Source organism: Saccharomonospora piscinae (assembly GCF_005862235.1).
Classification (GTDB): Bacteria; Actinomycetota; Actinomycetes; order Mycobacteriales; family Pseudonocardiaceae; genus Saccharomonospora; species Saccharomonospora piscinae.
Genome location: NZ_VCEK01000001.1, coordinates 53,413 through 76,892 on the forward strand (window position 1 = coordinate 53,413; position 23,480 = coordinate 76,892).

Genomic DNA, 23,480 nt, shown 5'->3' on the forward strand with positions numbered 1-23,480 from the left:
GTCGTGGTGAACCGCCACGGCGGTGCGCGGGCGGGCGAACCCACGGCCCTAGACTGGGCCGGTGCCCGAGATCCACACCACGCGCCGCGACGCGCTGCGACAACGGCTGGCCGAGGCCGAGCTGGCCGCGTTGCTGGTCACGGACCTGCGCAACATCCGTTATCTGACCGGATTCACCGGCTCGAACGCGGCACTGCTCGTGACGGGCTCCGAGGGCGGCACGGTCTTCTGCACCGACGGCCGCTACACCGCACAGGCCGAGGCCGAGGTGCCGGAGCTGCGCCGGATGATCGAGCGGCCCAGCGCCACGGCGCTGGTGGGCCACGCGCGGCGCGTGCTCGCCCGGGGCGGTGCCGGCGGTGTCGGTGACGTCGTCGGCTTCGAGAGCGACCACGTGAGTGTGGAACAGCACGCGACCCTGGCCGACGCCGCTGGCGAGATCACGTTGCGGCGCGCGCCCGGACTCACCGAGGCGCTGCGCGAGCGCAAGGACGAGACCGAGGTCGCGGCGCTGCGCCAGGCCTGCGCCGCCGCCGACCGAGCACTGGCGGATCTGCTGGAACACGGAGGTCTGCGCCCGGGCCGCACCGAACGGGAGGTGGCCCGCGAGCTGGAGAACCGCATGGCCGAGCACGGTGCGCAGGCCACGGCGTTCCCGTCGATCGTCGCGGCGGGGGCGAACTCGGCGGTCCCGCACCACCGGCCCACGGCGGCGGTGCTCGCGAAGGGCGACTTCGTGAAGCTCGACTTCGGTGCCGTGGTGGACGGTTATCACTCCGACATGACGCGCACGGTGGTCCTGGGTGAGCCCGCCCAGTGGCAGCGGGAGGTCTACGAACTGGTGTCGCGTGCCCAGGCCGCCGGTGCGGCGGCGGTGCGGCCCGGCAGGGAACTCGCCGAGGTCGACCGCGCGGCCCGGGACGTGATCGCGGCGGCGGGGTACGGTGAGCGGTTCCCGCACGGGCTCGGTCACGGTGTGGGGCTGGACGTGCATGAGGCACCGAGTCTGGCCGCGACCGCCGTCGGTACACTGTCGGCCTGCATGGCGGTCACCGTGGAGCCGGGGGTCTACCTGGCGGGGCGCGGTGGAGTCCGGATCGAGGACACGCTCGTCGTGCGGGAGGGCACTCCCGAGCTCCTCACCCTGAGCACCAAGGAACTCGTGGTCGCGTAGCCGCGGCCCCACCCGACACAGGAGAACGCACACTCGTGGCCAGCACCAACGACCTCAAGAACGGCATGGTCCTCAATCTGGACGGCCAGCTGTGGTCCGTCGTGAACTTCCAGCACGTCAAGCCCGGTAAGGGCGGCGCGTTCGTCCGTACGACGCTCAAGCACGTCATCAGCGGCAAGGTGGTGGACCGCACCTTCAACGCGGGCACCAAGGTCGACACCGCCACGGTGGACCGCAGGCAGATGACGTATCTCTACAACGACGGCACCGACTACGTGTTCATGGACGGCGAGACCTTCGAGCAGCTCGAGCTGTCGGGCGCCCTCGTGGGCGACGCGGCAGGGTTCCTGCTGGAGAACACCGAGGTGCAGATCGGCATGCACGAGGGCACCGCGCTCTACGTCGAGCTGCCGACGACCGTGGAGCTGGTCGTGCAGCACACCGACCCGGGCCTGCAGGGCGACCGTTCGACCGGCGGCACCAAGCCGGCGATCCTGGAGACCGGCGCCGAGATCCAGGTCCCGCTGTTCCTGAGCACCGGCGCCAAGATCAAGGTGGACACCCGCGACGGCCGCTACCTCGGCCGTGCTTGAGGGCGGGACGGTGAACGACGACGCGCGCTCCTCCCGGCCCGCCCGGCGTGGCGGCGCGGGCCGTCGCGCGTCCCGGCGCCGCGCGGTGGAGTTCCTGTACGAGGCGGCGTTGCGGGGCGACGACCCCGTGACGTTGCTGTCGGGCCGGGTCGGCTCGGTGGAGGTCGACCCGGTCAGCGACTACACCATCACGCTGGTGGAGGGCGTCGGCCACCATCGCGAGCGCATCGACGAGGTGCTCGCGGAGCACGCGCAGGGGTGGTCGTTGCGGCGCATGCCGCCGGTCGACCTGGCCGTGCTGCGCGTCGGGCTCTACGAGCTGCTGTGGGCCGCCGACGTGCCCGACCCCGTCGCCATCGACGAGGCCGTGGGCCTGGCCAGGGAGTTGTCGACCGACGACTCGCCGCGCTTCGTCAACGGCGTCCTCGGCCGGATCGGCACGGTCGCCGACCGTCTGCGCGCGGTCCTCTGACGAGAGCCCGCACCCGCGGGACGGGTGCCGGTCACGAACGCCGAGGACCGCGCGGACCGGGGGCCGCGGGGCGCGCGGTCCGTCGCGGTGAGCGCCCGCTCATTCCTCCGCGGAAGGGCGGGCCTCGGGCGGTAGCACTCCCCACTCGATGAGCTGCTCGGTCAGCTCACCGGGTGTCATGTCGTAGATGATCGCCAGCGAGCGCAGGTCCTCGGTGCGGATCGAGAGCACCTTGCCGTTGTAGTCGCCACGCTGGCTCTGGATGGTCGCCGCGTAACGGGCCAGCGGACCCACCTTCTCGGCGGGGAGCTGCTGGAGCCGTTCGAGGTTGATCACTATCTTGGTGGCGGGTTCGGCGCCGGACGGCACCCTGCCCTCGGGCAGCAACTCGACCACCGGCACACCGTAGAAGTCGGCGAGCTCGGCCAGCTTCTGAACGGTGACCGCGCGGTCGCCCCGCTCGTACGAGCCGACGACGACGGCCTTCCAACGGCCGCCGGACTTCTGCTCGACCCCGTGCAGGGACAGGCCCTGTTGCTGGCGGATACCGCGGAGCTTGGCCCCGAGCGCCTTGGCGTAATCGCCCATGTGGTGGTTCTCCGTTTCCTCGCCCCGATGCGGCCTCCGATGACCGACAGGGAACACTTGAGCCGAATACTCAGAGTAATGGTTACGCCTTGTCGTCACCAGGTCAAGCAGATCATCGCCGCCTGGGGTTACTCACCGAGACAGACCACCCGTAAGGGCGAGGTCGTCGCCCTGCTACCGTCAACACGGTTCGCCTGCGAAGACGGCGAAAAAGACATCCTTTAAGGACCCGTCCCGTGAGGCGGGGAAGGAGACGGACCGTGGCGTCACGACCACGTGGCGCGACCGGACCGGCGGGGCGGCGCGAGCTGCTTTCGGCCGGAGACGTCGCGCGCACCATCGCCCGAATGGCCCATCAGGTCATCGAGAAAACCGCGCTCGGTGCCGAGGACATGCCGCCACCCGTGTTGCTGGGCATCCCCACCCGCGGGGCGCCGCTCGCGACGAGGCTCGGCGCGCGGATCAGCGACTTCGCCGACGTGACGGTGCCGCTGGGCACCCTCGACATCACGCTCTACCGCGACGACCTCCGGCGACGGCCGACGCGCCCGCTCGCCCAGACCCAGCTGCCCGACAGCGGTGTCGACGACCGCGTGGTGATCCTGGTCGACGACGTGCTCTTCTCCGGCCGCACGATCCGGGCCGCGCTCGACGCGCTGCGTGATCACGGGCGGCCCCGCGCGGTGCAGCTCGCGGTCCTGGTGGACCGCGGCCACCGCGAACTGCCCATCCGGGCCGACTACGTGGGCAAGAACGTGCCCACCTCCCGATCCGAGGACGTCTCCGTGCTGCTCGACGAGATCGACGGCCGGGACGCCGTGCTGCTGGGGGAGCGCCGATGAGGCACCTGCTGTCCACCGACGGCCTCGACGCCGACACGGCGACGGCGGTGCTCGACACCGCCGACGAGCTCAAGCGCACGCTGCTGGGCAGGGAGGTGCGTAAGCTGCCCACGCTGCGCGGGCGCACGGTGGTGACCCTCTTCTACGAGAACTCCACGCGCACCCGGGTGTCCTTCGAGATCGCGGGCAAGTGGATGAGTGCCGACGTGGTCAACGTCTCGGCGGGCGGATCGTCGGTCGGCAAGGGGGAGTCGCTGCGCGACACCGCGCTGACACTGGCCGCCGCCGGTGCCGACTGCGTGGTGGCGCGGCATCCCGCCTCGGGTGCGCCGCACCGGCTGGCCAACTGGCTCTCCGATGCGGGGACGTCGGTGGTCAACGCGGGCGACGGCACGCACGAGCATCCGACGCAGGCACTGCTCGACGCCGCCACCCTGCGGGAGCGGCTCGGGGATCTGGCGGGACGGCGCATCGTGATCGTCGGCGACGTGCTGCACAGCCGCGTCGCACGTTCCAACGTGCACCTGCTGGCGCTGCTCGGGGCGGAGGTGACCCTGGTCGCGCCGCCGACGCTGCTGCCGGTGGGGGTGGCGGCGTGGCCGGTGAGCGTGACCCACGATCTCGACGCGGCTCTGCCCTCGGCCGACGCGGTGATGATGCTGCGCGTGCAGGCCGAGCGCATGCACGGCGGGTTCTTCCCGTCCGCCCGGGAGTACTCGATCGCCTATGGGCTGAACGAGACCAGGGCCTCGGCGCTGCCGGAGCACGCCGTCGTGCTCCACCCCGGCCCGATGCTGCGGGGCATGGAGATCGCGTCGGCCGTGGCCGACGCCCCGAACGCGGCGATCACCGAACAGGTCCGCAACGGGGTTCATGTGCGGATGGCGGTGCTGTACCACCTGCTCGCGGGAGACGGAGGCGACGACGCGTGACGACCAACGACGTCCTGCTGCGGCGGGTCAGGCCGTACGGCACGGGTGAGCCCGTCGACGTGCTGATCGCCGACGGTGTGATCGTGGAACTGGGGCCCGGCCTGGAGGCCGCCCGGGACACCGAGGTGATCGAGGGCCAGGGGCGGGTGCTGCTGCCCGGCTTCGTCGATCTGCACACCCACCTGCGGGAACCGGGCCGGGAGGACACCGAGACGATCGAGACCGGCTCGGCCGCCGCCGCGCTCGGCGGCTACACGGCGGTGTTCGCGATGGCCAACACCGACCCGGTCGCCGACAACGCCGTGATCACCGACCACGTCTGGCGCAGGGGTCGGGAGACGGGCCTGGTGGACGTGCATCCGGTGGGTGCCGTCACCGTGGGTCTCGCGGGGCAGCGGCTGGCGGAGATGGGCACCATGGCGGCCTCGGCCGCGCGGGTGCGGATGTTCTCCGACGACGGCCACTGCGTCGCCGACCCGCTGCTGATGCGCAGGGCGCTGGAGTACTCCACCTCGCTCGGCGTCGTGGTGGCCCAGCACGCCGAGGACCCCCGGCTCACGGTGGGCGCGCAGGCTCACGAGGGCGAGCGTGCCGCGCGGCTGGGCTATCCGGGCTGGCCCGCCTCGGCCGAGGAATCGATCGTCGCGCGCGACTGCGTGCTCGCCCGGCACGCCCGGGCGCGGCTGCACGTCTGCCACGTCTCGGCCGACGGCACGGTGGACGTGCTGCGCTGGGCCAAGGACCAGGGCACCCAGGTGTCGGCCGAGGTCACGCCCCACCACCTGCTGCTCACCGACGAGCGGTTGACCGGCTTCGATCCCGTCAACAAGGTCAACCCGCCGCTGCGCACCGAGGCGGACGCCCAGCGGATGCGCCGGGCGCTGGCCGACGGGGTGATCGACTGCGTGGCGACCGACCACGCGCCCCACGCGCCGCAGGACAAGGACTGCGAGTGGGCGGCGGCGCGGCCGGGCATGCTCGGCCTGCAGACCGCGCTGTCGGTGGTCGTGGAGACGATGGTCCGGCCGGGCCTGCTCGACTGGCGCGGTGTGGCGCGCGTGCTGAGTGAGCGGCCCGCCGAGATCGCGGGGCTGCCGGACCAGGGCAGGCCCGTCGCGGTCGGGGAGCCCGCGAACCTCGTGCTGATCGACGAGGACGCGGAGTGGACCGTGCGCGGAGACGCGCTGGCGAGCCGTGCCTCGAACACCCCCTACGAGGGGCTCCGGCTGCCTGCCGTGGTGAGCGCCACGCTGCTACGCGGGCGCGTCACCGCGCGCGAAGGGAAGATTGTGTAATGGACAGGCTGCTGCTGACACTGCTGTGCGTCGCGTTCTTCGCCCTGTGCCTCTACGGCATGTGGCGGGGCTGGCGGCGCAGGGCCCGCGCGCAGAGCGTGCGCGTGCCGCCCTTCCCGGAGGTGCCGGCCGATCCCGGTACACCGGCGCTGGTGACCCGCGGCATCTACGTCAGCACGACGACGGCGGGCCACTGGCAGGACCGCATCGTGACCCGCGGCGCGGGGATGCGCGGACCGGCCGTGGTGCGGCTCTACGACGACGGTGTCGAGATCGAACGCAGCGGCGCCCCCGGGTTCTGGATCCCCAGGGAGTCCGTGATCTCGGTCGGCACGGCGAAAGGAATGGCGGGCAAGGTGATGGGTACCGACAGCCTGTTGGTGTTCACGTGGCGGATCGGCGACGTGGAACTCGACACCGGGCTGCGCGGCGACGACCTCTCCGTCTACCCGAAGTGGATCGAGCAGGTCAAGGGAGGTGCGCAGGTATGACCGGCACGCACACGGCCGCCGCGCTGGTGCTGGAGGACGGCCGGATCTTCCGGGGAACGGCGTACGGCGCGCAGGGGCGCACCCTCGGCGAGGCGGTGTTCTGCACCGGCATGACCGGTTACCAGGAGACGCTGACCGACCCGTCGTACCACCGGCAGATCGTGGTGCAGACGGCGCCGCAGATCGGCAACACCGGCTGGAACGACGAGGACGACGAGTCCGACCGGATCTGGGTCGCGGGCTACGTCGTGCGCGACCCGGCGCGGGTGCCGTCGAACTGGCGGTCGACGCGCTCGCTGGACGACGCGCTGGCCGACCAGGGTGTCGTGGGCATCGCCGAGGTCGACACGCGCACCCTCACCCGGCACATCCGGGAGCACGGCGCCATGCGCGCCGGGGTCTTCTCCGGTGACGCGCTGGCCGCCGACGACGAGCTGGTGCGGCAGGTCCGGGAGGGCCCCGCGATGGCGGGGGCCGACCTCGCGGGCGAGGTGACGACCGCCGCGCCGTACGTCGTGCCCGCGCAGGGGCCCGCGCGGTTCCGGGTGGCCGCCCTGGATCTGGGCATCAAGTCCAACACGCCGCGCCAGCTGGCGGCACGCGGCGTCGAGCTGCACGTCCTGCCCGCGACAAGCACGCTGGACGACGTCCTCGCCGTCGACCCGCACGGCGTGTTCCTGTCCAACGGGCCCGGCGACCCCGAGACCCAGCGTGAGGCCATCGAGCTGACCCGCGGCGTGCTGGGCCGCGAGCTGCCGTTGTTCGGCATCTGCTTCGGCAACCAGATCCTCGGCAGGGCGCTGGGACTGTCCACCTACAAGATGCGGTTCGGGCACCGGGGTATCAACATCCCCGTGCTCGACGCCGCGACCGGCAGGGTGGCGATCACCGCGCAGAACCACGGGTTCGCCCTGGAGGGCGAGCCGGGACAGCACTTCGACTCGCCGTTCGGCAAGGCGCGGGTCAGCCACTACTGCGCCAACGACGGCACGGTGGAGGGGCTGCGCTGTGCCGACGTGCCCGCGTTCTCGGTGCAGTACCACCCCGAGGCCGCCGCCGGCCCGCACGACGCGGCGCCCCTGTTCGACGAGTTCGTGACCCTCCTGGAGGCCCGCCATGCCCAAGCGCAGTGACATCGAGCACGTGCTCGTGATCGGGTCGGGACCGATCGTCATCGGCCAGGCCGCGGAGTTCGACTACTCCGGCACCCAGGCGTGCCGCGTGCTGCGCGCGGAGGGCCTGCGCGTGAGCCTGGTGAACTCCAACCCCGCCACGATCATGACCGACCCGGAGTTCGCCGACTCGACCTACGTCGAGCCCGTGACCCCGGAGTTCGTCGAGAAGGTCATCGTCGCCGAGCAGGAGAAGGGCAGGCCGATCGACTCGCTGCTGGCCACCCTGGGCGGCCAGACGGCGCTGAACTGCGCGGTGGCGCTGCACGAGCGTGGCGTGCTGGAGAAGTACGGCATCGAGCTGATCGGCGCCGACATCGACGCCATCCAGCGCGGGGAGGACCGGCAGAAGTTCAAGGACATCGTCCGCGCCATCGGCGGCGGCGTGCCGCGCAGCGCGGTGTGTCACTCGATGGCCGAGGTCCGCGAGACGGTGGCCGACCTGGGCCTGCCCGTCGTCATCCGCCCGTCCTTCACGATGGGCGGGCTCGGCTCCGGCATGGCGCACACCGAGGACGACCTCGAGCGTATGGCCTCGTTCGGGCTGGAGGAGAGCCCGGTCACCGAGGTGCTCATCGAGGAGAGCGTGCTCGGCTGGAAGGAGTACGAGCTGGAGCTGATGCGCGACCGCCACGACAACGTGGTGGTCGTGTGCTCCATCGAGAACGTCGACCCGATGGGCGTCCACACGGGCGACTCGGTCACGGTCGCGCCCGCGATGACGCTGACCGACCGCGAGTACCAGCACATGCGGGACGTGGGCATCGCGGTGCTGCGCGAGGTCGGCGTGGACACGGGCGGCTGCAACATCCAGTTCGCGATCAATCCGCGCGACGGCCGCATGGTCGTCATCGAGATGAACCCGAGGGTGTCGCGGTCGTCGGCGCTGGCGTCGAAGGCCACCGGCTTCCCGATCGCCAAGATCGCCGCGCGGCTGGCCATCGGCTACACGCTCGACGAGATCAGCAACGACATCACGGGCAAGACCCCGGCCTCGTTCGAGCCGACCCTCGACTACGTCGTCGTGAAGATGCCCCGGTTCGCGTTCGAGAAGTTCCCCGGCGCCGACCCGACGCTGACCACGACGATGAAGAGCGTCGGCGAGGCCATGTCGATGGGCCGCAGCTTCGCCGAGGCGCTCGGCAAGGCCATGCGGTCGCTGGAGACCAAGGCCGTCGGCTTCTGGACCCGGCCCGACCCGGAGGGCGCGACGCGGGAGTCCACGCTGGAGGAACTGCGCACCGCGCACGAGGGCCGCCTCTACGCCGTCGAGCGCGCACTGCGGCTCGGCGCGACCGTGGAGCAGGTCCACGAGGCCAGCGGTATCGACCCGTGGTTCCTCGACCAGCTGTGCCACATCGGCGAGATCGGCGCGCAGGTGCGCGACGCCCCCGTGCTGGACGAGGACCTGCTGCGGCGCGCGAAGCGGATCGGCCTGTCCGACCGGCAGCTCGCCGCGCTGCGGCCCGAGCTGGCGGGGGAGGACGGCGTGCGGTCGCTGCGCCACCGCCTCGGTGTCCGGCCCGTGTTCAAGACCGTGGACACCTGCGCCGCCGAGTTCGAGGCCACCACGCCGTACCACTACTCGGCCTACGAGTCCGACCCCGCCGCCGAGACGGAGGTGGCGCCGCAGCGCGAGAAGCCCAAGGTGCTGATCCTGGGCTCCGGCCCGAACCGCATCGGGCAGGGAATCGAGTTCGACTACTCCTGCGTCCACGCCGCGCTGGCGTTGCGCGATGCCGGGTTCGAGGCCGTGATGGTCAACTGCAACCCGGAGACGGTGTCCACCGACTACGACACCTCCGACCGGCTGTACTTCGAGCCGCTCACGTTCGAGGACGTGCTGGAGGTCGTCCACGCCGAGCAGACCTCGGGCGAGGTCGCCGGTGTGATCGTCCAGCTCGGCGGCCAGACCCCGCTGGGCCTGGCGCAGCGGCTCGCCGACGCCGGGGTGCCCGTCGTGGGCACGGCGCCCGAGGCGATCCACCTCGCCGAGGAGCGCGGCGCGTTCGGCGACGTGCTCCAGGCCGCGGGGCTGCCCGCGCCGAAGTACGGCATGGCGACGTCGTTCGACGGAGCCCGGCGCATCGCCGACGAGATCGGCTACCCGGTGCTGGTGCGGCCGTCCTACGTCCTCGGCGGGCGCGGGATGGAGATCGTGTACGACGAGGAGTCGCTGCGCGGCTACATCGAGCGCGCCACGGAGGTCACGCCCGAGCACCCGGTGCTGGTGGACCGGTTCCTCGACGACGCCATCGAGATCGACGTCGACGCGCTCTACGACGGCGAGCAGCTGTATCTGGGTGGCGTGATGGAGCACATCGAGGAGGCCGGGGTGCACTCGGGCGACTCGGCGTGCGCGCTGCCGCCCATCACGCTGGGCCGGACCGACCTGGAGACGGTGCGCCGCTCCACCGAGGCCATCGCCAGGGGCATCGGGGTGCGCGGGCTGCTCAACGTCCAGTACGCGCTCAAGGACGACATGCTCTACGTCCTGGAGGCCAACCCCAGGGCGTCGCGCACCGTGCCGTTCGTGTCCAAGGCCACCGCCGTGCCGCTGGCGAAGGCGGCGGCACTGCTGATGACCGGCACGTCCATCGCGCGGCTGCGCGAGCGGGGTGTCCTCCCGGCCGAGGGCGACGGCGGGCTGCTGCCCGTGGGCTCCCCGGTGGCGGTGAAGGAGGCCGTGCTGCCCTTCCACCGCTTCCGCACGCGGGAGGGACACGGGGTGGACTCGCTGCTCGGTCCCGAGATGAAGTCCACGGGCGAGGTGATGGGCGTCGACCTGTCGTTCGGGGAGGCGTTCGCGAAGTCGCAGGCCGGTGCCTACGGCTCGCTGCCCACGCACGGCACGGTGTTCGTGTCCGTCGCCAACCGGGACAAGCGCTCGCTGGTGTTCCCCGTCAAACGGCTCGCCGACCTCGGGTTCACGGTGCTCGCCACGGCGGGAACCGCCGAGGTGCTGCGCCGCAACGGCATCGAGTGCGCGGTGGTGCGCAAGCACTACCAGGGCAGCGAGCCGGACGAGCCCAACATCGTCGAGGTCATCCTCGACGGCGGCGTGGACATGGTCATCAACACGCCGTACGGCAACAGCGGGCCGCGCGTCGACGGCTACGAGATCCGCACGGCGGCGGTGTCGCGGGGTATCCCGTGCATCACGACGGTGCAGGGCGCCGCGGCCGCCGTCCACGGCATCGAGGCGCTCATCCGCGGTGACGTCTCCGCGCGCTCGCTTCAGGAGCTCCAGGCGGCGCTGCGGGAGGTGACGGGCGCGTGAGCGGCCCGGTGGCGTCCGGGGCGGCCGGGCGCCCCGATGCCTTCGGCGCGCGGCTGGAGGAGGCGATGGCCGCGCGCGGGCCGCTGTGCGTGGGCGTCGATCCGCACCCGTCCCTGCTGTCGGCCTGGGACCTGCCTGCCGACGTGACCGGGCTCGAACGGTTCGCGCTCACGGCCACGGAAGCGCTCGCGGAGCACGTCGCCGTGCTCAAACCGCAGTCGGCGTTCTTCGAGTCCCACGGTGCGCGGGGCATCGCCGTGCTGGAGCGCGTACTGGACACGGCGCGGCAGGCCGGTGCGCTGGTCCTGCTCGACGTCAAGCGCGGCGACATCGGGTCCACCATGGCGGCCTACGCGGCGGCCTACCTCGCCGACGGAGCCCCGCTGGCGGCCGATGCCATCACGGTGTCGCCGTACCTCGGTTTCGGCTCTCTTGAGCCCGCGCTGAGCCAGGCGCGCCGCACGGGCCGAGGGGTCTTCGTCCTCGCGAGGACGTCCAATCCGGAGGGACACGCCGTTCAGGGCGCCACGGCGGCCGGGGACGGCACCGTCGCGCAGTCCGTTGTGGACGCCGCCGCCGAGCGCAACGCCGGGGCGGAGCCGCTCGGTGACGTCGGTGTCGTGGTGGGCGCCACGGTGAAGCCCGGCGAGGTGCGGCTGGACGGGCTGAACGGGCCCGTGCTGGCCCCCGGTTTCGGCGCACAGGGCGCCACCGCGCGCGACCTGCGCCGGGTGTTCGGGCCTGAGCTGGGCGCTGTGCTGCCTGCCTCGTCCCGCGACGTGCTGCGGCACGGGCCCTCGCCGCTGGCGCTGCGAACGGCGGTGCGGCGTACCCGCGACGAGCTGGCCGCCGTTGTCGAAACGGCTCGGTCACTGTGAACACATGCCCAGGTCCGAACGCATTTTGATCTTGCACTAGGCTACGACCCGTGGCGTCACAGGGGTTTTGGCGCGGCAGCAGAGCGGCAGAGTCGAACCGCACTACTCCTACATCGGGCAACCTGATGTGAGTAGGGTCGTCTCTGGCCGTGGCACGGCGTCCAGTCGTGGTGCGGTTCCACCGCGTCGCAGGCCCCGGTCTGTGACGCCTGCGGTCGGCGCCACCCCCGCATTGAGTGTCCAGGTCGAGGGTGGGTACGGTCGCCACACCCACCCAGAATTTTGAGTAACACCGGAGGAAAACGTGGCACTTCCCCAGCTCACCGAGGAACAGCGTGCTGCGGCGCTGGAGAAGGCCGCCGCCGCCCGTCGCGCTCGCGCGGAGCTCAAGGAGCGGCTCAAGCGTGGCGGTACGACCCTCGCCGACGTGTTGAAGCAGGCGGACGAGGACGAGGTTCTCGGCAAGATGAAGGTCTCCGCTCTGCTGGAGGCTCTGCCGGGTGTGGGCAAGGTGCGTGCGCAGCAGACGATGGAGCGCCTGGAGATCGCGTCCAGTCGTCGGCTGCGCGGCCTCGGCGACAGGCAGCGCAAGGCGCTGCTGGCCGAGTTCAGCGGCGAGTGAGCGAGCGGCTTCACGGCTCGAACGCGGCCGGTGCGGCCGGTCGCGGTGACAACGGTGAGCCGGTGCAGGGCGGGAGCGCCAGGCACCGGCTCACCGTCGTGTCGGGCCCGTCCGGCGTCGGCAAGTCAAGCGTGGTCGCCGAACTGCGCAGGCTCTGCCCGGACATCTACTTCAGCGTCTCGGTGACCACCAGGGCCCCCCGCGCGGGGGAGGTCGACGGCGAGCATTACCACTTCGTCGACCCCGAGACGTTCGAAACCATGGCGACCGGCGGCGAGTTGCTCGAACACGCCGAGTTCGCGGGCAATCGCTACGGCACTCCCCGCGCTCCCGTGGAGCGCGTGCTGGACGGGGGTCGCCCCGCGGTGCTGGAGATCGAGCTCAAGGGCGCGCGGCAGGTGCGCAGGGCCATGCCGGAGGCACAGCTGGTGATGCTGCTGCCGCCGTCGTGGGAGGACCTGGTCGGCAGGCTCACCGGTCGCGGCACCGAGCACGACGACGCCGTGCGGGCGCGGCTGCGGGAGGCCGAGAGCGAGCTGGCCGCGGCGGAGGAGTTCGACGCGCGCGTCGTGAACGCCGACGTGCGAGCCGCCGCACGGGAGTTGCTAAGCTTGGTGGTCGGCCGAAACACCGTTTGCGACGAGACGGAGCACAGTCAGTGACCGCGATTACGCTGGGCCCGCAGGGTGAGCAGCTCGAAGGCATCACCAACCCGCCCATCGACGACCTCCTCGAGAAGGTCAGCTCCAAGTACGCGCTCGTGATCTACTCCGCGAAGCGTGCCCGCCAGATCAACGACTACTACGCGCAGCTCGGCGAGGGACTGCTCGAGTACGTCGGCCCGCTCGTGGAGCCGGGCCCGAGGGAGAAGCCGCTGTCGATCGCGCTGCGCGAGATCCACGCGGGACTGCTCGAACACACCGAAGGCGAGTAGCGCGCCGGTGGGAACACGGCCACGGGTCGTCCTCGGTGTCGGGGGCGGCATCGCCGCCTACAAGGCCTGCGAGGTTCTGCGCGGGCTGACCGAGTCCGGGCACGACGTCCGGGTCGTCCCCACCGACGCGGCCCTGCGATTCGTGGGCGCCGCGACCTTCGAGGCCCTGTCCGGTCACCCCGTACGCACGGGCGTGTTCACCGACGTGCCCGAGGTGCAGCACGTGCGGGTCGGCCAGGAGGCCGATCTCGTGCTGGTGGTCCCGGCCACTGCCGACCTGCTGGCCAGGGCGGCGCACGGGATCGCGGACGACCTGCTCACCACCACGCTGTTGACGGCGCGCTGCCCGGTGGCCTTCTTCCCCGCCATGCACACCGAGATGTGGGAGCACCCCGCCACCCGCGACAACGTGGCGTCGCTGCGGTCGCGGGGCGCGGTGGTCACCGAACCGGACGCCGGACGGCTGACGGGTACCGACACGGGCAAGGGCAGGCTGGCTGACCCGCGCGAGATCGTCGACGTGGCACGCCTGCTGCTCGCCCGCCCGGCCGCGCTGCCGCGCGATCTGGAGGGCGTGCGGGTCGTCATCTCAGCGGGCGGCACGCGAGAGCCGCTGGACCCCGTCCGCTTCCTCGGCAACCGATCCTCGGGCAAGCAGGGCTACGCGCTGGCCAGGGTCGCCGCGCAGCGTGGTGCGGAGGTGACGCTCGTCGCCGCGCACACGGTGGCGCTGCCCGACCCGGCCGGGGCGACGGTCGTGCGGGTCTCGACGGCGGAAGAGTTGCGGGTGGCGGTGGAGGCCGAGGCCGACGACGCGGACGTGGTCGTCATGGCCGCCGCCGTGGCCGACTTCCGTCCCGCCGAGCGCGCCGAGCACAAGATCAAGAAGACCGACGACACGTCGGTGCCCACGGTGGAGCTGACGCGCAATCCCGACGTGCTGGCCGGTCTGGCGCGAACCCGGAGGCCGGGGCAGCTGCTCGTGGGTTTCGCGGCCGAGACCGGGGACGAGCACGGCGGGGTGCTGGACCACGGCAGGGCCAAGCTGAAGCGCAAGGGCGTCGACCTGCTCGTGCTCAACGCCGTCGGCGAGGGCAGGGCGTTCGAGGTGGACGACAACACCGGCTGGTTGCTGTCCTCCGACGGTGTGGAGCGCCGGATTCCGCTGGGTGCCAAGTCGGAGCTCGCCGCCACCGTGTGGGACGCCGTGGCGGAGCTGGTGCGGGACACCGGAGCGCGCCACTAGGCTGGTCACGTCAGCACTCACGGCACGGCACGACGAGGGATGCGGTGAACGCGTCGAGACGCAGGTTGTTCACGTCGGAGTCGGTGACCGAGGGGCATCCGGACAAGGTCTGCGACTCGATCAGTGACACGATCCTGGACGCGCTGCTCAGTAAGGACCCGGGCAGCCGGGTGGCTGTCGAGGCTCTGATCACCACGGGGCAGGTCCACGTCGCCGGCGAGGTGACCACCGAGGCGTACGCGGACATTCCGACGCTGGTGCGCCGCCGGATTCTGGAGATCGGTTACGACTCGTCGGCGAAGGGCTTCGACGGCGCGTCGTGTGGGGTGAACGTGGCGATCGGCTCCCAGTCGCCCGACATCGCCCAGGGCGTCGAGGCGGCCTACGAGGCGCGGCTGCGGTCGGACAGCGTGGCTGCGGTCGACGAGCTGGACAAGCAGGGCGCGGGTGACCAGGGTCTGATGTTCGGCTACGCGTGCTCGGACACGCCCGAGCTGATGCCGCTGCCGATCGCGCTGGCCCACCGGCTCGCGCGCAGGCTCGCCGAGGTGCGCCGGAACGGCACGGTGCCCTACCTGCGCCCGGACGGCAAGACGCAGGTCACCATCGAGTACGACGGCGACGAGCCGGTCCGGCTGGACACTGTCGTGATCTCCAGTCAGCACGCCGAGGGCATCGACCTGCGCGCGCTGCTGGCAGCGGACGTCGCCGAGCACGTGCTCGCCCCGGTGCTGCGCGAGCTGGACTGGGAGCAGGAGGACGCGCGGCTGCTCGTGAACCCGACGGGCCGGTTCGTGGTCGGTGGCCCGATGGGTGACGCGGGCCTGACCGGTCGCAAGATCATCGTCGACACCTACGGCGGGATGGCGCGGCACGGTGGTGGCGCGTTCTCGGGCAAGGACCCGTCGAAGGTCGACCGCTCGGCGACCTACGCGATGCGCTGGGTCGCCAAGAACGTCGTCGCGGCCGGGCTCGCGCGCCGGGTGGAGATCCAGGTCGCGTACGCGATCGGCAAGGCCGCGCCGGTGGGGCTGTTCGTCGAGACGTTCGGCACCGAGAAGGTGGACCCCGCCAGGATCCAGGCCGCGATCAGCGAGGTGTTCGACCTGCGCCCCGCCGCGCTCATCCGCGATCTCGACCTGCTGCGCCCGATCTACGCGCCCACGGCGGCTTACGGCCACTTCGGCCGCACGGACCTGGACCTGCCCTGGGAACGCACCGACCGCGTCGAGGCCCTGCGCAGCGCCACCGGTGCGTGACACCCGACGGCGGTGAGGACGCCGTGGTGGCTTAGACTTCCGGACTCATGGCGCAGGCGCAGGAAGCCGTGGCGGACCCGGCGGTGACCCCGGCCACCACCGGGCAGACACAGGCACCACGCAAGCCGCGCTACATCAGCTGGGACGCGGTGCGGGTCGTCGGCATCCTCGCCGTGCTGCTCTTCCACGCCTCCCTGCTGGCACCGCTGAACCTGCCGGGGTTGGAGCTGCCTCCGGAACCGCTGCGCATGGACTTCCCGTTCGGTGCGTCGGTGCTCATCACGGTCTCGGGCTACTTCGCCGCGATGACGATCGGGAAGCACTCGTCGCTGCGCTGGTGGCTGCGCAGGCTCGCCCGCCTGCTGCCCGCCTTCTGGGTCGCGGTGATCGTGATCTTCGTGTCGACCCAGCTGTTCGCCCCCGAGGGGCTGCCCCGGCACACCTACACCGACCTGCTGGGCAACCTGGCGCTGATCCACCTCGCCGTTCCCGAGATCTCCTACATCGATCTCGCGCACTGGACGGTGCCCGTGCAGGTCGCCGGTTTCACGGCGATCGCGCTGCTGGCGGCGAACAAGCGGGTGCGCGGGAATGTCGCGACCGCGGTGATGTGGGCGGCGCTGCTCGTGCCGCTGGCGCTGCGGTACTTCTTCATGGGCCCCGGCGACGTCACTCCGTTCTGGGTCAGCACCATCATGGACGGCACCGGCCTCAACCGTGCTCACCTGCTGCTGGCCGGGGTGGCGATCTACCGCTGGTCGAAGAACCGGCAGTCGTTCACCCAGCTCTACCTGATGCTCCTCGCGGTGCTGCTCGCCCACGACATGCACCCGCCGGACAACGACGCCGTGCTGCCCTATGCCGTGTCCCTGGTGCTGATCTGTGTGGCCGCCTACCAGCCCGCGTGGGACGGCAAGGTGTTCGTCGTCCTGGAACGCCCGATCCGCTGGCTCGCCGGGATCTCCTACGGCGTCTACCTCATGCACTTCGTGATGGGCACCATCGTCGCGCGGCACCTCGCCGATGCGGGTGTGCCGTGGTGGGGCTGGATTCCGGCGTGGTTCGCCTCGGCGATCCTGCTGGGCTGGGCGTTGACCAAGCTGGTGGAACGGCCCGTGTTCAACGTGATCAACCGGCTGCTGACTCCGAAGGACAAGCCGGTCCCGCCCGTACGTCCCGCCCGGCCGTCCGTGTGAGAGCGGTCTGGTAGAGAGGGATCGTGAGCCGCTCGGACACCGATCCCCTGTGGGAGCTGCCGTCTCCCTCGCCGGAGGAACCGGCCCGGCGTGCTCCGGCGTCCCGGCGCCGCACCGCGAAGGGACGGCGGCAGCCCGCCGAGTCCGATCCGATCGCGCGGGTGGCCGTGGACGTTGCACTGGCACACCTCGACCGCACCTTCGACTACCGCGTGGCCCGCGAGCAGGACGCCGACGCGGTGCCGGGCTGCCGGGTGCGGGTGCGGTTCGCGGGCCAGCTCGTGGACGGCTACCTGCTGGAGCGGGGCGCCACCACGGACCACACCGGCAGGCTCGCGTACCTGGAACGCGTCGTCTCCCCGGAGCGGGTGCTTCCGCCCGGGTCGCTGCGCCTGTGCCGGGCCGTCGCCCGGCGCTATGGCGGGACTCTCGTCGATGTGCTGCGCCTCGCGATCCCGCCGCGCCACGCGCGGGCCGAGGCGCAGCCACCGCGAACCCCCGCCGCGGCGCCCGCCGAACCGTCCGGGGCCGGCTGGTCCCGTTATCCGAGGGGCCCGGCCTTCGCCGACGCGGTGCGGGCCGGCCGGGCCGCGCACGCGGTGTGGCAGGCGTTGCCAGGGGAGGACTGGCCGCGCAGGCTCGCCGAACTCGCGACCACGGTGGCGGCGCGGGGTCGCGGCGCCGTGCTGGTGGTGCCGGACCACCGCGACGTGACGCGCCTGCACGAGGCGTGCGCGGAGCTGGCGGGCGGTGACGCCGTCGTCGCGTTGTCGGCCGACCTCGGGCCCGCCGAGCGGTACCGGCGCTGGCTCGCGGTGTCGCGCGGCGCGGTGCGGATCGTGGTGGGAACCCGCGCGGCGATGTTCGCCCCGGTCGCCGACCCCGCCCTGTACGTGGTGTGGGACGACGGCGACGACCTGCACATCGATCCCCACGCGCCGTATCCGCAGGTGCGGGATGTGCTGATGCTGCGGGCGCACCTGGATTCCGCGTCGCTGCTCGTCGCGGGTCACTCGCGCACCGCGGAGGCCCAGTTGCTGGTGGACACCGGCTGGGCGCATCCGGTGACGGCGGGCCGGGACGACCTGCGCGCGCGGGCCCCGCGCGTCACACCCACCGGGGAGGACTTCGACGTCGCCCGCGACGAGGCCGCCAGGGCGGCCCGGCTGCCCGCCGTCGCGTTCGAGGCGGCGCGGGCGAGTCTGCGGGCGGGGGCGCCGGTGCTCGTGCAGGTGCCCCGGCGCGGCTACGTCCCGGGGCTGGCGTGCGCGCGGTGCCGCACACCCGCCCGCTGCCGCCGCTGTGCGGGCCCGCTGCTGCTGCCCGGAGGCGGCGAGGCGGGGGTGCCGCGCTGCCGCTGGTGCGGCGTGGCCGACGCCGCCTACCGCTGCCCCGCCTGTGCCGCGAGCCGGTTGCGGGCGGTGGTGGTCGGAGCGGCCAGGACGGCCGAGGAACTGGGCCGGGCGTTTCCCGGAACGACCGTGCGCACCTCGGGCGGCGGCGACGTGCTCTCCGGCGTCCCCGCCGCGCCCGCGCTCGTCGTGGCCACGCCCGGTGCGGAACCGGTGGCCGAGGACGGCTACGGCGCGGCGTTGCTGCTCGACGGCTGGGCACTGCTGGGCAGGCAGGACCTGCGCGCCGCCGAGGAGACCCTGCGCCGGTGGATGGCGGCGGCGACCCTCGTCCGGCCCGCCCGCGACGGCGGCAGGGTCGTCGTCGGGGCGGAAGCGGGAATCCCCGCCGTGCAGGCGCTCGTGCGGTGGGACCCGGAGTGGCACGCGGCGCGGGAACTCGCGGAGCGCGGCGAACTCGGGTTCCCGCCCCACGTGCGCATGGCGAGTGCCGAAGGGACTCCCGACGCGGTGGCCGCGCTGCTCGACGAGATCGTGCTGCCGGACTCGGCGGAGATCCTGGGCCCGGTACCACTCGGTGCGATGGACGAGCAGGGCCGCGCCGAGCGTGAACGCGCACTGCTGCGGGTGCCCCGCGCCGACGGCAGAGCGCTGGCGGACGCCGTGCGCGCCGTCAGGGCGACCCGCGACGCGCGCAAGGCCGCCGATCCCGTGCGCCTCCAGCTCGACCCGCCCGCGCTGGTGTGACGGACCGATCTCAGATGACCTGAGCAGCTATCTCGAGAAGACCAGCTCGTGCGCGACTCTCCTGGACGAGCGACCACGATAGGCGTCGCGGCAGCGACGCAGCTGACCTCGCCGGGATCAGGACGGTTCCGAGGTCCGCGCGAACACGCGCACGGCCTCGTCGACGGCCGCGCACCGGGCGCGCCGGACGGCGTTGTCGAGCGGGCGCAGCGCGTCGGCGCGGCGAGTGGCCGCCGAGGCCGACATGGCGCCGCCCGGCTCGTCCGCCCTGGCGAGGTGCAGGATGGCGCCGACCTCCTCGGCACGCTGCAACACCCGCAACGCGCGGCCCGGCATCCCCGGTGGCCACGTGGGTGCCGGGCTGGAGCGCAGGGCCGCCGACAGCTCCCCGCGCACGCCGGGGCGGTCGCGGGCCACGTCGAGTTCCGCCAACGCGCCCGCGCTGTCGCGCACCGCGTCGGTGAGGCCGTGCTCGGCCTCACCGAGCGAAACGTACTCGGGTGCCGGGCCCGGACCCGCGGTGGCGAACACGGTCCAGCGCACCAGCCCCTCGGCGATCGGCTGCGGAACCACACCGGCGCGGAGGTCGGGAAGCAGCAACGCCTCCCCGGCGCGCAACGCCGCCTCGGTCAGCGGCCCGCCGCCGCCGAGGCCCCGCACGTCGCCCGCGACGGGCAGCGCGAGCCTGCCCCCGGCCGCTCCGAGTGCCCGCAGGGCCGCCAGCAGGCGCGCGGGCGAGGCCGGGACCGCACCGGTCACCGGCAGGTCGAACAGCGTGGCGGTAGCGTCGCCGGAGGCCACCACCTCGTGGGCCTCGCCCCACACGTCGAGGGCGTCGAGCACGTCGTCGGAGGCGGCGGCCCCGGACAGCCAGGCCGAGGACCACACGGCGAAAGTCGCACTGGGACAGCACACGGGAGTCGAGCCTACCCTGCGACGTCCGCTTCGACGCACGGCGAAACCCGCAGTAGCGTCGTGGCTGTGACCCTTCCGACGGCTCCGTTCTCGCCTCCCCCCGCGCCTCCGGCTGACCTGCCCCGCACCGCGGGGGAACTGCGCGCGGCGGGACACCGGCCGCGTGGTGTGCGCGCCGAGATCCACGACAACCTTCTCGCCGCGTTGCGCGCCGGGCGGGATCCGTGGCCCGGCATCGTGGGCTTCGAGCGCACCGTGCTGCCGCAACTGGAGCGCGCGCTGCTCGCCGGGCACGACGTCGTGCTGCTCGGCGAACGCGGGCAGGGCAAGACCCGCGTGCTGCGGACACTGGCCGGGTTGCTCGACGAGTGGACGCCGGTGATCGAGGGCGCCGACCTGGCCGAGCATCCCCTGGCGCCGATCACGCCGGAGTCCCGCAGGCGGGCCGCCGAACTCGGTGCCGAGTTGCCGGTCGCCTGGCTGCATCGCTCCGCACGCTACGCCGAGAAGCTCGCCACACCGGACACCTCCGTGGGTGATCTGATCGGCGACGTCGATCCCGTGAAGGTCGCGGAGGGCCGCAGCCTCGGCGATCCGGAGACGATCCACTACGGGTTGGTTCCCCGGTCCCATCGCGGCATCGTGGCCGTCAACGAGCTGCCCGACCTCGCCGAGCGGATTCAGGTGGCGCTGCTCAACGTCATGGAGGAGCGCGACATCCAGATCCGCGGCTACACGCTGCGCCTGCCGCTGGACGTGCTGCTCGTCGCCACCGCCAACCCCGAGGACTACACGAACCGGGGACGCATCATCACACCGCTCAAGGACCGGTTCGGCGCCGAGGTCCGCACGCACTATCCGCTCGACGTGGCCGCCGAGGTCGACGTCGTCCGGCAGGAGGCCCGGCTCGTGGCCGAGGTGGGCGAGCCGCTGCTGTCCGTGCTCGCCCGTTTCGTGCGGCACCTGCGGGAGTCGGCGGTGGTCGACCAGCGCTCGGGGGTGTCGGCGCGGTTCGCCGTCGCCGCCGCCGAGACCGTCGCCGCCGCGGCTCTGCGGCGTTCCGCCCTCACCGGGGAACGGCCTGCCGTGGCACGCCCGGTGGACCTCGACGCCGTGCCCGGGGTGTTGCGCGGCAAGGTCGAGTTCGAACCGGGGGAGGAGGGGCGTGAGACCGAGCACCTGACCCACCTGCTGCGCCGTTCGGTCGCCGAGGCCGCGACCGAACTGTTCGCCGGGATCGACCTGCGACCCCTCGGCGACACGGTGGCCGACGGGGCACTGGTGGCGACGGGCGAACGGGTGCCGGGCACGGAGTTGCTGTCGGCACTGCCGGAGCTGCCCGTGCTGCACGAGCTCGCTCAGCGCGCGGGTGTCGCGGCCGACGAGCCGCCGCCGCGCATCGCGGCCGTCGTCGAACTGGCCCTGGAGTCCCTGTATCTCGCGCGGCGCCTCGCCAAGGACGCCGACGGCACCACCACCGTCTACGGCCCGTGAGAAAGCGAGGGCGCCCATGAGCCTGCCCGGTTCCTACTCCTACGGCCCCTACCACGGAGGTCCCGACCCGCTCGCTCCGCCGACCGACCTGCGCGAGGCCGTCGACGAGCTCGGCAGGGACGTCATGTCCGGCGCATCACCGCGTTCGGCGCTCGACGAGCTGCTGCGGCGCGGAACCCGTTCGGCACCGGGGCTGGACGAGCTGACCCGCAGGCTGTGGCAGCGGCGGGCGGAGATCCAGCGCAGGCACCGGCTCGACGGGACACTCCAGGAGGTGCGCAGGCTGCTCGACGAGGCGGTCGCCGCCGAGCGGCGCGCCGCGTTCGCCGACCCGTCGGAGGACGCCCGGTTCCGCGAGGCCGTGCTGGACGCCCTGCCGTCGGGAACGGCCTCGGCGGTGAGCGAGCTCGCCGACTACGATTGGACCACCGACACGGGTCGCGAGAACTACGAGCGCATCCGGGAACTGCTGGGGCGGCAACTGCTCCAGTCGCGGTTCGAGGGCATGAAGGAGGCGCTGCGGTCCACCTCGCGCGCGGACGCCGAGCGGGTCGAACGCATGCTGGCCGATCTCAATGCGCTGCTCGCCGCCCACGCCCAGGGATTCGGCGACATCGACCGGCGCCTCGCCGAGTTCCTGCGCCGCCATGGTGAGTTCTTCCCCGAACGGCCGAGGACGATCGACGAACTGATCGACGTTTTGGCCGCCCGCGCCGCCGCCGCGCAGCGGATGCTGAACTCGATGACGCCGGAGCAGCGGCGGGAACTCGCCGAGTTGTCGGGTCAGGCCTTCGGGGACCCCCGGCTCGCCCAGCGGCTCGGGGAGCTGGACGACCGGTTGCGGGCCCTGCGGCCCGGACAGGACTGGACCTCCTCGGCGCGGTTCCGGGGCGACGATCCCCTGGGCCTGGCCGACGGGGTGCGCGCGATGACGCAGTTGTCGGAGCTCGACGAACTGGCCGAACAGCTGTCCCAGTCCTACCCCGGTGCGCGCCTGGAGGACATCGACCTCGGCGCGCTGGAACGTCAGCTCGGGCCCGACGCCGCCGTCGCGGCGCGGCGACTGTCCGAACTGGAGCGCGAGTTGCGGGGACGGGGCCTGGTGGAACGAGGCCCGGACGGATCGCTGCGGCTCACGCCCACGGCGTTGCGCAGGCTGGGGGAGACGGCACTCGCGGACGTGCTGCGGTCGCTGCGCGGCCGCACCGGACGTCGGGACACGACGTCGGCGGGTGCCGCCGGTGAGCCCACCGGGTCCACCCGTGCCTGGCACTTCGGTGACACCGAACCGTGGGCGGTCTCGCAGACCGTGCGCAACGCCGTGCTCCGCACGGCCGCCCGGGGCGGTGGCGGGGTGCGCCTCGACGTCACCGACGTGGCGGTCGCCGAGACCGAGCACCGCGCGCGGGCCGCGGTCGCCCTGTGCGTGGACACGTCGTGGTCGATGGTCGCCGAAGGGCGATGGCTGCCCATGAAACGCACCGCGCTCGCGCTGCACCAGCTGGTCTCGACCCGGTTCCGGGGCGACGCGCTGCACCTGGTGACCTTCGGCCGCTACGCCCGACCCGTCGAGCTGGGAGAGCTCATCGGCATGGAGGGCACCTGGGAGCAGGGCACCAACGCCCACCACGCGCTGCTGCTCGCGGAGCGGCATCTGCGGCGGCACCCGGACGCGCAGCCGGTGGTGCTGCTGGTCACCGACGGTGAGCCGACGGCTCATCTGGAGTCCGACGGTGTCGCCGAGTTCGACTACCCGCCGAGCCCGCGCACGCTCGGCACGACGTTGTCCGCAGTGGACCGTCTCGCCAGGATCGGCGCCGCGCTCACGGTGTTCCGGCTCGGCGACGACCCGAGCCTGGCGTCGTTCGTGGACCTGCTCGCGCGCCGGGGCGGAGGCCGGGTCGTGGCCCCCGAGCTCGACGGGCTCGGTGCCGCCGTGGTGGGTGACTACCTCCGGCACCGCCGCCGTCGCTGAGCCGGGGCCACGCCGGCTACGCG

General features: G+C 72.6%; 21 protein-coding genes. 19 read left to right on the forward strand and 2 right to left on the reverse strand.

The features are described from left to right. Positions 1-61: 61 nt before the first annotated feature. From FFT09_RS00285 to nusB, 3 genes are read left to right on the forward strand one after another with little or no spacing between them, the layout of a single operon-like run. Positions 62-1,174 carry an aminopeptidase P family protein gene (locus FFT09_RS00285; protein ID WP_081190310.1) on the forward strand — a complete coding sequence of 371 codons (1,113 nt, stop codon included), beginning with the start codon at positions 62-64 and terminating at the stop codon, positions 1,172-1,174. Positions 1,175-1,209: 35 nt separating this feature from the next. Then, positions 1,210-1,767 (forward strand): elongation factor P, encoded by a 558-nt coding sequence (gene efp / locus FFT09_RS00290; RefSeq protein WP_081190309.1) that lies wholly within the window; start codon positions 1,210-1,212, stop codon positions 1,765-1,767. Positions 1,768-1,777: 10 nt separating this feature from the next. After that, on the forward strand, positions 1,778-2,239 hold the full coding sequence (nusB, locus tag FFT09_RS00295; RefSeq protein ID WP_138381451.1) for a transcription antitermination factor NusB: 462 nt from the start codon (positions 1,778-1,780) through the stop codon (positions 2,237-2,239). 99 nt (positions 2,240-2,338) lie between these two features. Here nusB and bldD read toward each other — a convergent pair whose 3' ends face one another. Next, positions 2,339-2,827 carry a transcriptional regulator BldD gene (gene bldD, locus FFT09_RS00300; protein ID WP_024873694.1) on the reverse strand — a complete coding sequence of 163 codons (489 nt, stop codon included), beginning with the start codon at positions 2,825-2,827 and terminating at the stop codon, positions 2,339-2,341. Positions 2,828-3,087: 260 nt separating this feature from the next. On the opposite strand from bldD, the gene pyrR reads away from it, so the two are divergent. The 14 genes from pyrR to FFT09_RS00370 all read left to right on the forward strand — a co-directional run bounded on the left by pyrR (position 3,088) and on the right by FFT09_RS00370 (position 19,073). Next, on the forward strand, positions 3,088-3,669 hold the full coding sequence (gene pyrR / locus FFT09_RS00305; protein ID WP_024873695.1) for a bifunctional pyr operon transcriptional regulator/uracil phosphoribosyltransferase PyrR: 582 nt from the start codon (positions 3,088-3,090) through the stop codon (positions 3,667-3,669). Further along, positions 3,666-4,601: an aspartate carbamoyltransferase catalytic subunit gene (locus FFT09_RS00310; RefSeq protein ID WP_024873696.1), complete on the forward strand. Its 936-nt coding sequence runs from the start codon at positions 3,666-3,668 to the stop codon at positions 4,599-4,601. The genes pyrR and FFT09_RS00310 overlap by 4 nt, the downstream gene beginning before the upstream one ends. Beyond that, positions 4,598-5,896, forward strand: a complete 1,299-nt coding sequence (locus FFT09_RS00315) for a dihydroorotase (RefSeq protein WP_138381452.1) — start codon at positions 4,598-4,600, stop codon at positions 5,894-5,896. Before FFT09_RS00310 ends, FFT09_RS00315 begins: the two co-directional genes overlap by 4 nt. Beyond that, complete coding sequence (locus FFT09_RS00320; RefSeq protein WP_138381453.1) at positions 5,896-6,387, forward strand: PH-like domain-containing protein; 492 nt, start codon at positions 5,896-5,898, stop codon at positions 6,385-6,387. The genes FFT09_RS00315 and FFT09_RS00320 overlap by 1 nt, the downstream gene beginning before the upstream one ends. Continuing rightward, on the forward strand, positions 6,384-7,520 hold the full coding sequence (gene carA / locus FFT09_RS00325) for a glutamine-hydrolyzing carbamoyl-phosphate synthase small subunit (RefSeq protein ID WP_138381454.1): 1,137 nt from the start codon (positions 6,384-6,386) through the stop codon (positions 7,518-7,520). Before FFT09_RS00320 ends, carA begins: the two co-directional genes overlap by 4 nt. After that, positions 7,504-10,839: a carbamoyl-phosphate synthase large subunit gene (gene carB / locus FFT09_RS00330; RefSeq protein ID WP_081190306.1), complete on the forward strand. Its 3,336-nt coding sequence runs from the start codon at positions 7,504-7,506 to the stop codon at positions 10,837-10,839. The genes carA and carB overlap by 17 nt, the downstream gene beginning before the upstream one ends. Continuing rightward, a complete protein-coding gene (gene pyrF / locus FFT09_RS00335) occupies positions 10,836-11,717 on the forward strand; it encodes an orotidine-5'-phosphate decarboxylase (RefSeq protein ID WP_138381455.1) in 882 nt (293 codons plus the stop codon). Before carB ends, pyrF begins: the two co-directional genes overlap by 4 nt. Positions 11,718-12,021: 304 nt before the next feature. Then, positions 12,022-12,339: an integration host factor, actinobacterial type gene (gene mihF / locus FFT09_RS00340; protein ID WP_005455668.1), complete on the forward strand. Its 318-nt coding sequence runs from the start codon at positions 12,022-12,024 to the stop codon at positions 12,337-12,339. Next, positions 12,336-13,001, forward strand: a complete 666-nt coding sequence (gene gmk / locus FFT09_RS00345; protein WP_081190304.1) for a guanylate kinase — start codon at positions 12,336-12,338, stop codon at positions 12,999-13,001. The genes mihF and gmk overlap by 4 nt, the downstream gene beginning before the upstream one ends. Beyond that, the gene (gene rpoZ / locus FFT09_RS00350) at positions 12,998-13,273 is read left to right on the forward strand and encodes a DNA-directed RNA polymerase subunit omega (RefSeq protein ID WP_024873703.1); all 276 of its coding nucleotides are present in this window, start codon (positions 12,998-13,000) and stop codon (positions 13,271-13,273) included. The genes gmk and rpoZ overlap by 4 nt, the downstream gene beginning before the upstream one ends. Before the next feature lie 7 nt (positions 13,274-13,280). Beyond that, the gene (coaBC, locus tag FFT09_RS00355; RefSeq protein WP_138381456.1) at positions 13,281-14,519 is read left to right on the forward strand and encodes a bifunctional phosphopantothenoylcysteine decarboxylase/phosphopantothenate--cysteine ligase CoaBC; all 1,239 of its coding nucleotides are present in this window, start codon (positions 13,281-13,283) and stop codon (positions 14,517-14,519) included. 44 nt (positions 14,520-14,563) lie between these two features. Then, positions 14,564-15,778, forward strand: a complete 1,215-nt coding sequence (gene metK / locus FFT09_RS00360) for a methionine adenosyltransferase (RefSeq protein WP_138381457.1) — start codon at positions 14,564-14,566, stop codon at positions 15,776-15,778. Between the two features lie 47 nt (positions 15,779-15,825). Continuing rightward, positions 15,826-16,974 (forward strand): acyltransferase family protein, encoded by a 1,149-nt coding sequence (locus FFT09_RS00365; RefSeq protein ID WP_081190301.1) that lies wholly within the window; start codon positions 15,826-15,828, stop codon positions 16,972-16,974. A gap of 23 nt (positions 16,975-16,997) precedes the next feature. Continuing rightward, a complete protein-coding gene (locus FFT09_RS00370; RefSeq protein ID WP_138381458.1) occupies positions 16,998-19,073 on the forward strand; it encodes a primosomal protein N' in 2,076 nt (691 codons plus the stop codon). 117 nt (positions 19,074-19,190) lie between these two features. On the opposite strand, the gene FFT09_RS00375 is transcribed toward FFT09_RS00370, so the two are convergent. Further along, complete coding sequence (locus FFT09_RS00375; protein WP_138381459.1) at positions 19,191-19,988, reverse strand: hypothetical protein; 798 nt, start codon at positions 19,986-19,988, stop codon at positions 19,191-19,193. Positions 19,989-20,054: 66 nt separating this feature from the next. Between FFT09_RS00375 and FFT09_RS00380 the strand changes: the two genes are divergently transcribed. Continuing rightward, positions 20,055-21,482: a sigma 54-interacting transcriptional regulator gene (locus tag FFT09_RS00380; RefSeq protein ID WP_138381460.1), complete on the forward strand. Its 1,428-nt coding sequence runs from the start codon at positions 20,055-20,057 to the stop codon at positions 21,480-21,482. 16 nt (positions 21,483-21,498) lie between these two features. Continuing rightward, positions 21,499-23,457 carry a VWA domain-containing protein gene (locus tag FFT09_RS00385; protein WP_138381461.1) on the forward strand — a complete coding sequence of 653 codons (1,959 nt, stop codon included), beginning with the start codon at positions 21,499-21,501 and terminating at the stop codon, positions 23,455-23,457. Positions 23,458-23,480: the final 23 nt, after the last annotated feature.

Bases quoted from the DNA above. Each gene is read 5' to 3' on its own strand.
- bldD (WP_024873694.1), bottom strand. From the start codon at position 2,827: ATGGGCGATTACGCCAAGGCGCTCGGGGCCAAGCTCCGCGGTATCCGC.
- FFT09_RS00310 (WP_024873696.1), top strand. From the start codon at position 3,666: ATGAGGCACCTGCTGTCCACCGACGGCCTCGACGCCGACACGGCGACG.
- FFT09_RS00320 (WP_138381453.1), top strand. From the start codon at position 5,896: ATGGACAGGCTGCTGCTGACACTGCTGTGCGTCGCGTTCTTCGCCCTG.
- carA (WP_138381454.1), top strand. From the start codon at position 6,384: ATGACCGGCACGCACACGGCCGCCGCGCTGGTGCTGGAGGACGGCCGG.
- carB (WP_081190306.1), top strand. From the start codon at position 7,504: ATGCCCAAGCGCAGTGACATCGAGCACGTGCTCGTGATCGGGTCGGGA.
- FFT09_RS00365 (WP_081190301.1), top strand. From the start codon at position 15,826: ATGGCGCAGGCGCAGGAAGCCGTGGCGGACCCGGCGGTGACCCCGGCC.
- FFT09_RS00385 (WP_138381461.1), top strand. From the start codon at position 21,499: ATGAGCCTGCCCGGTTCCTACTCCTACGGCCCCTACCACGGAGGTCCC.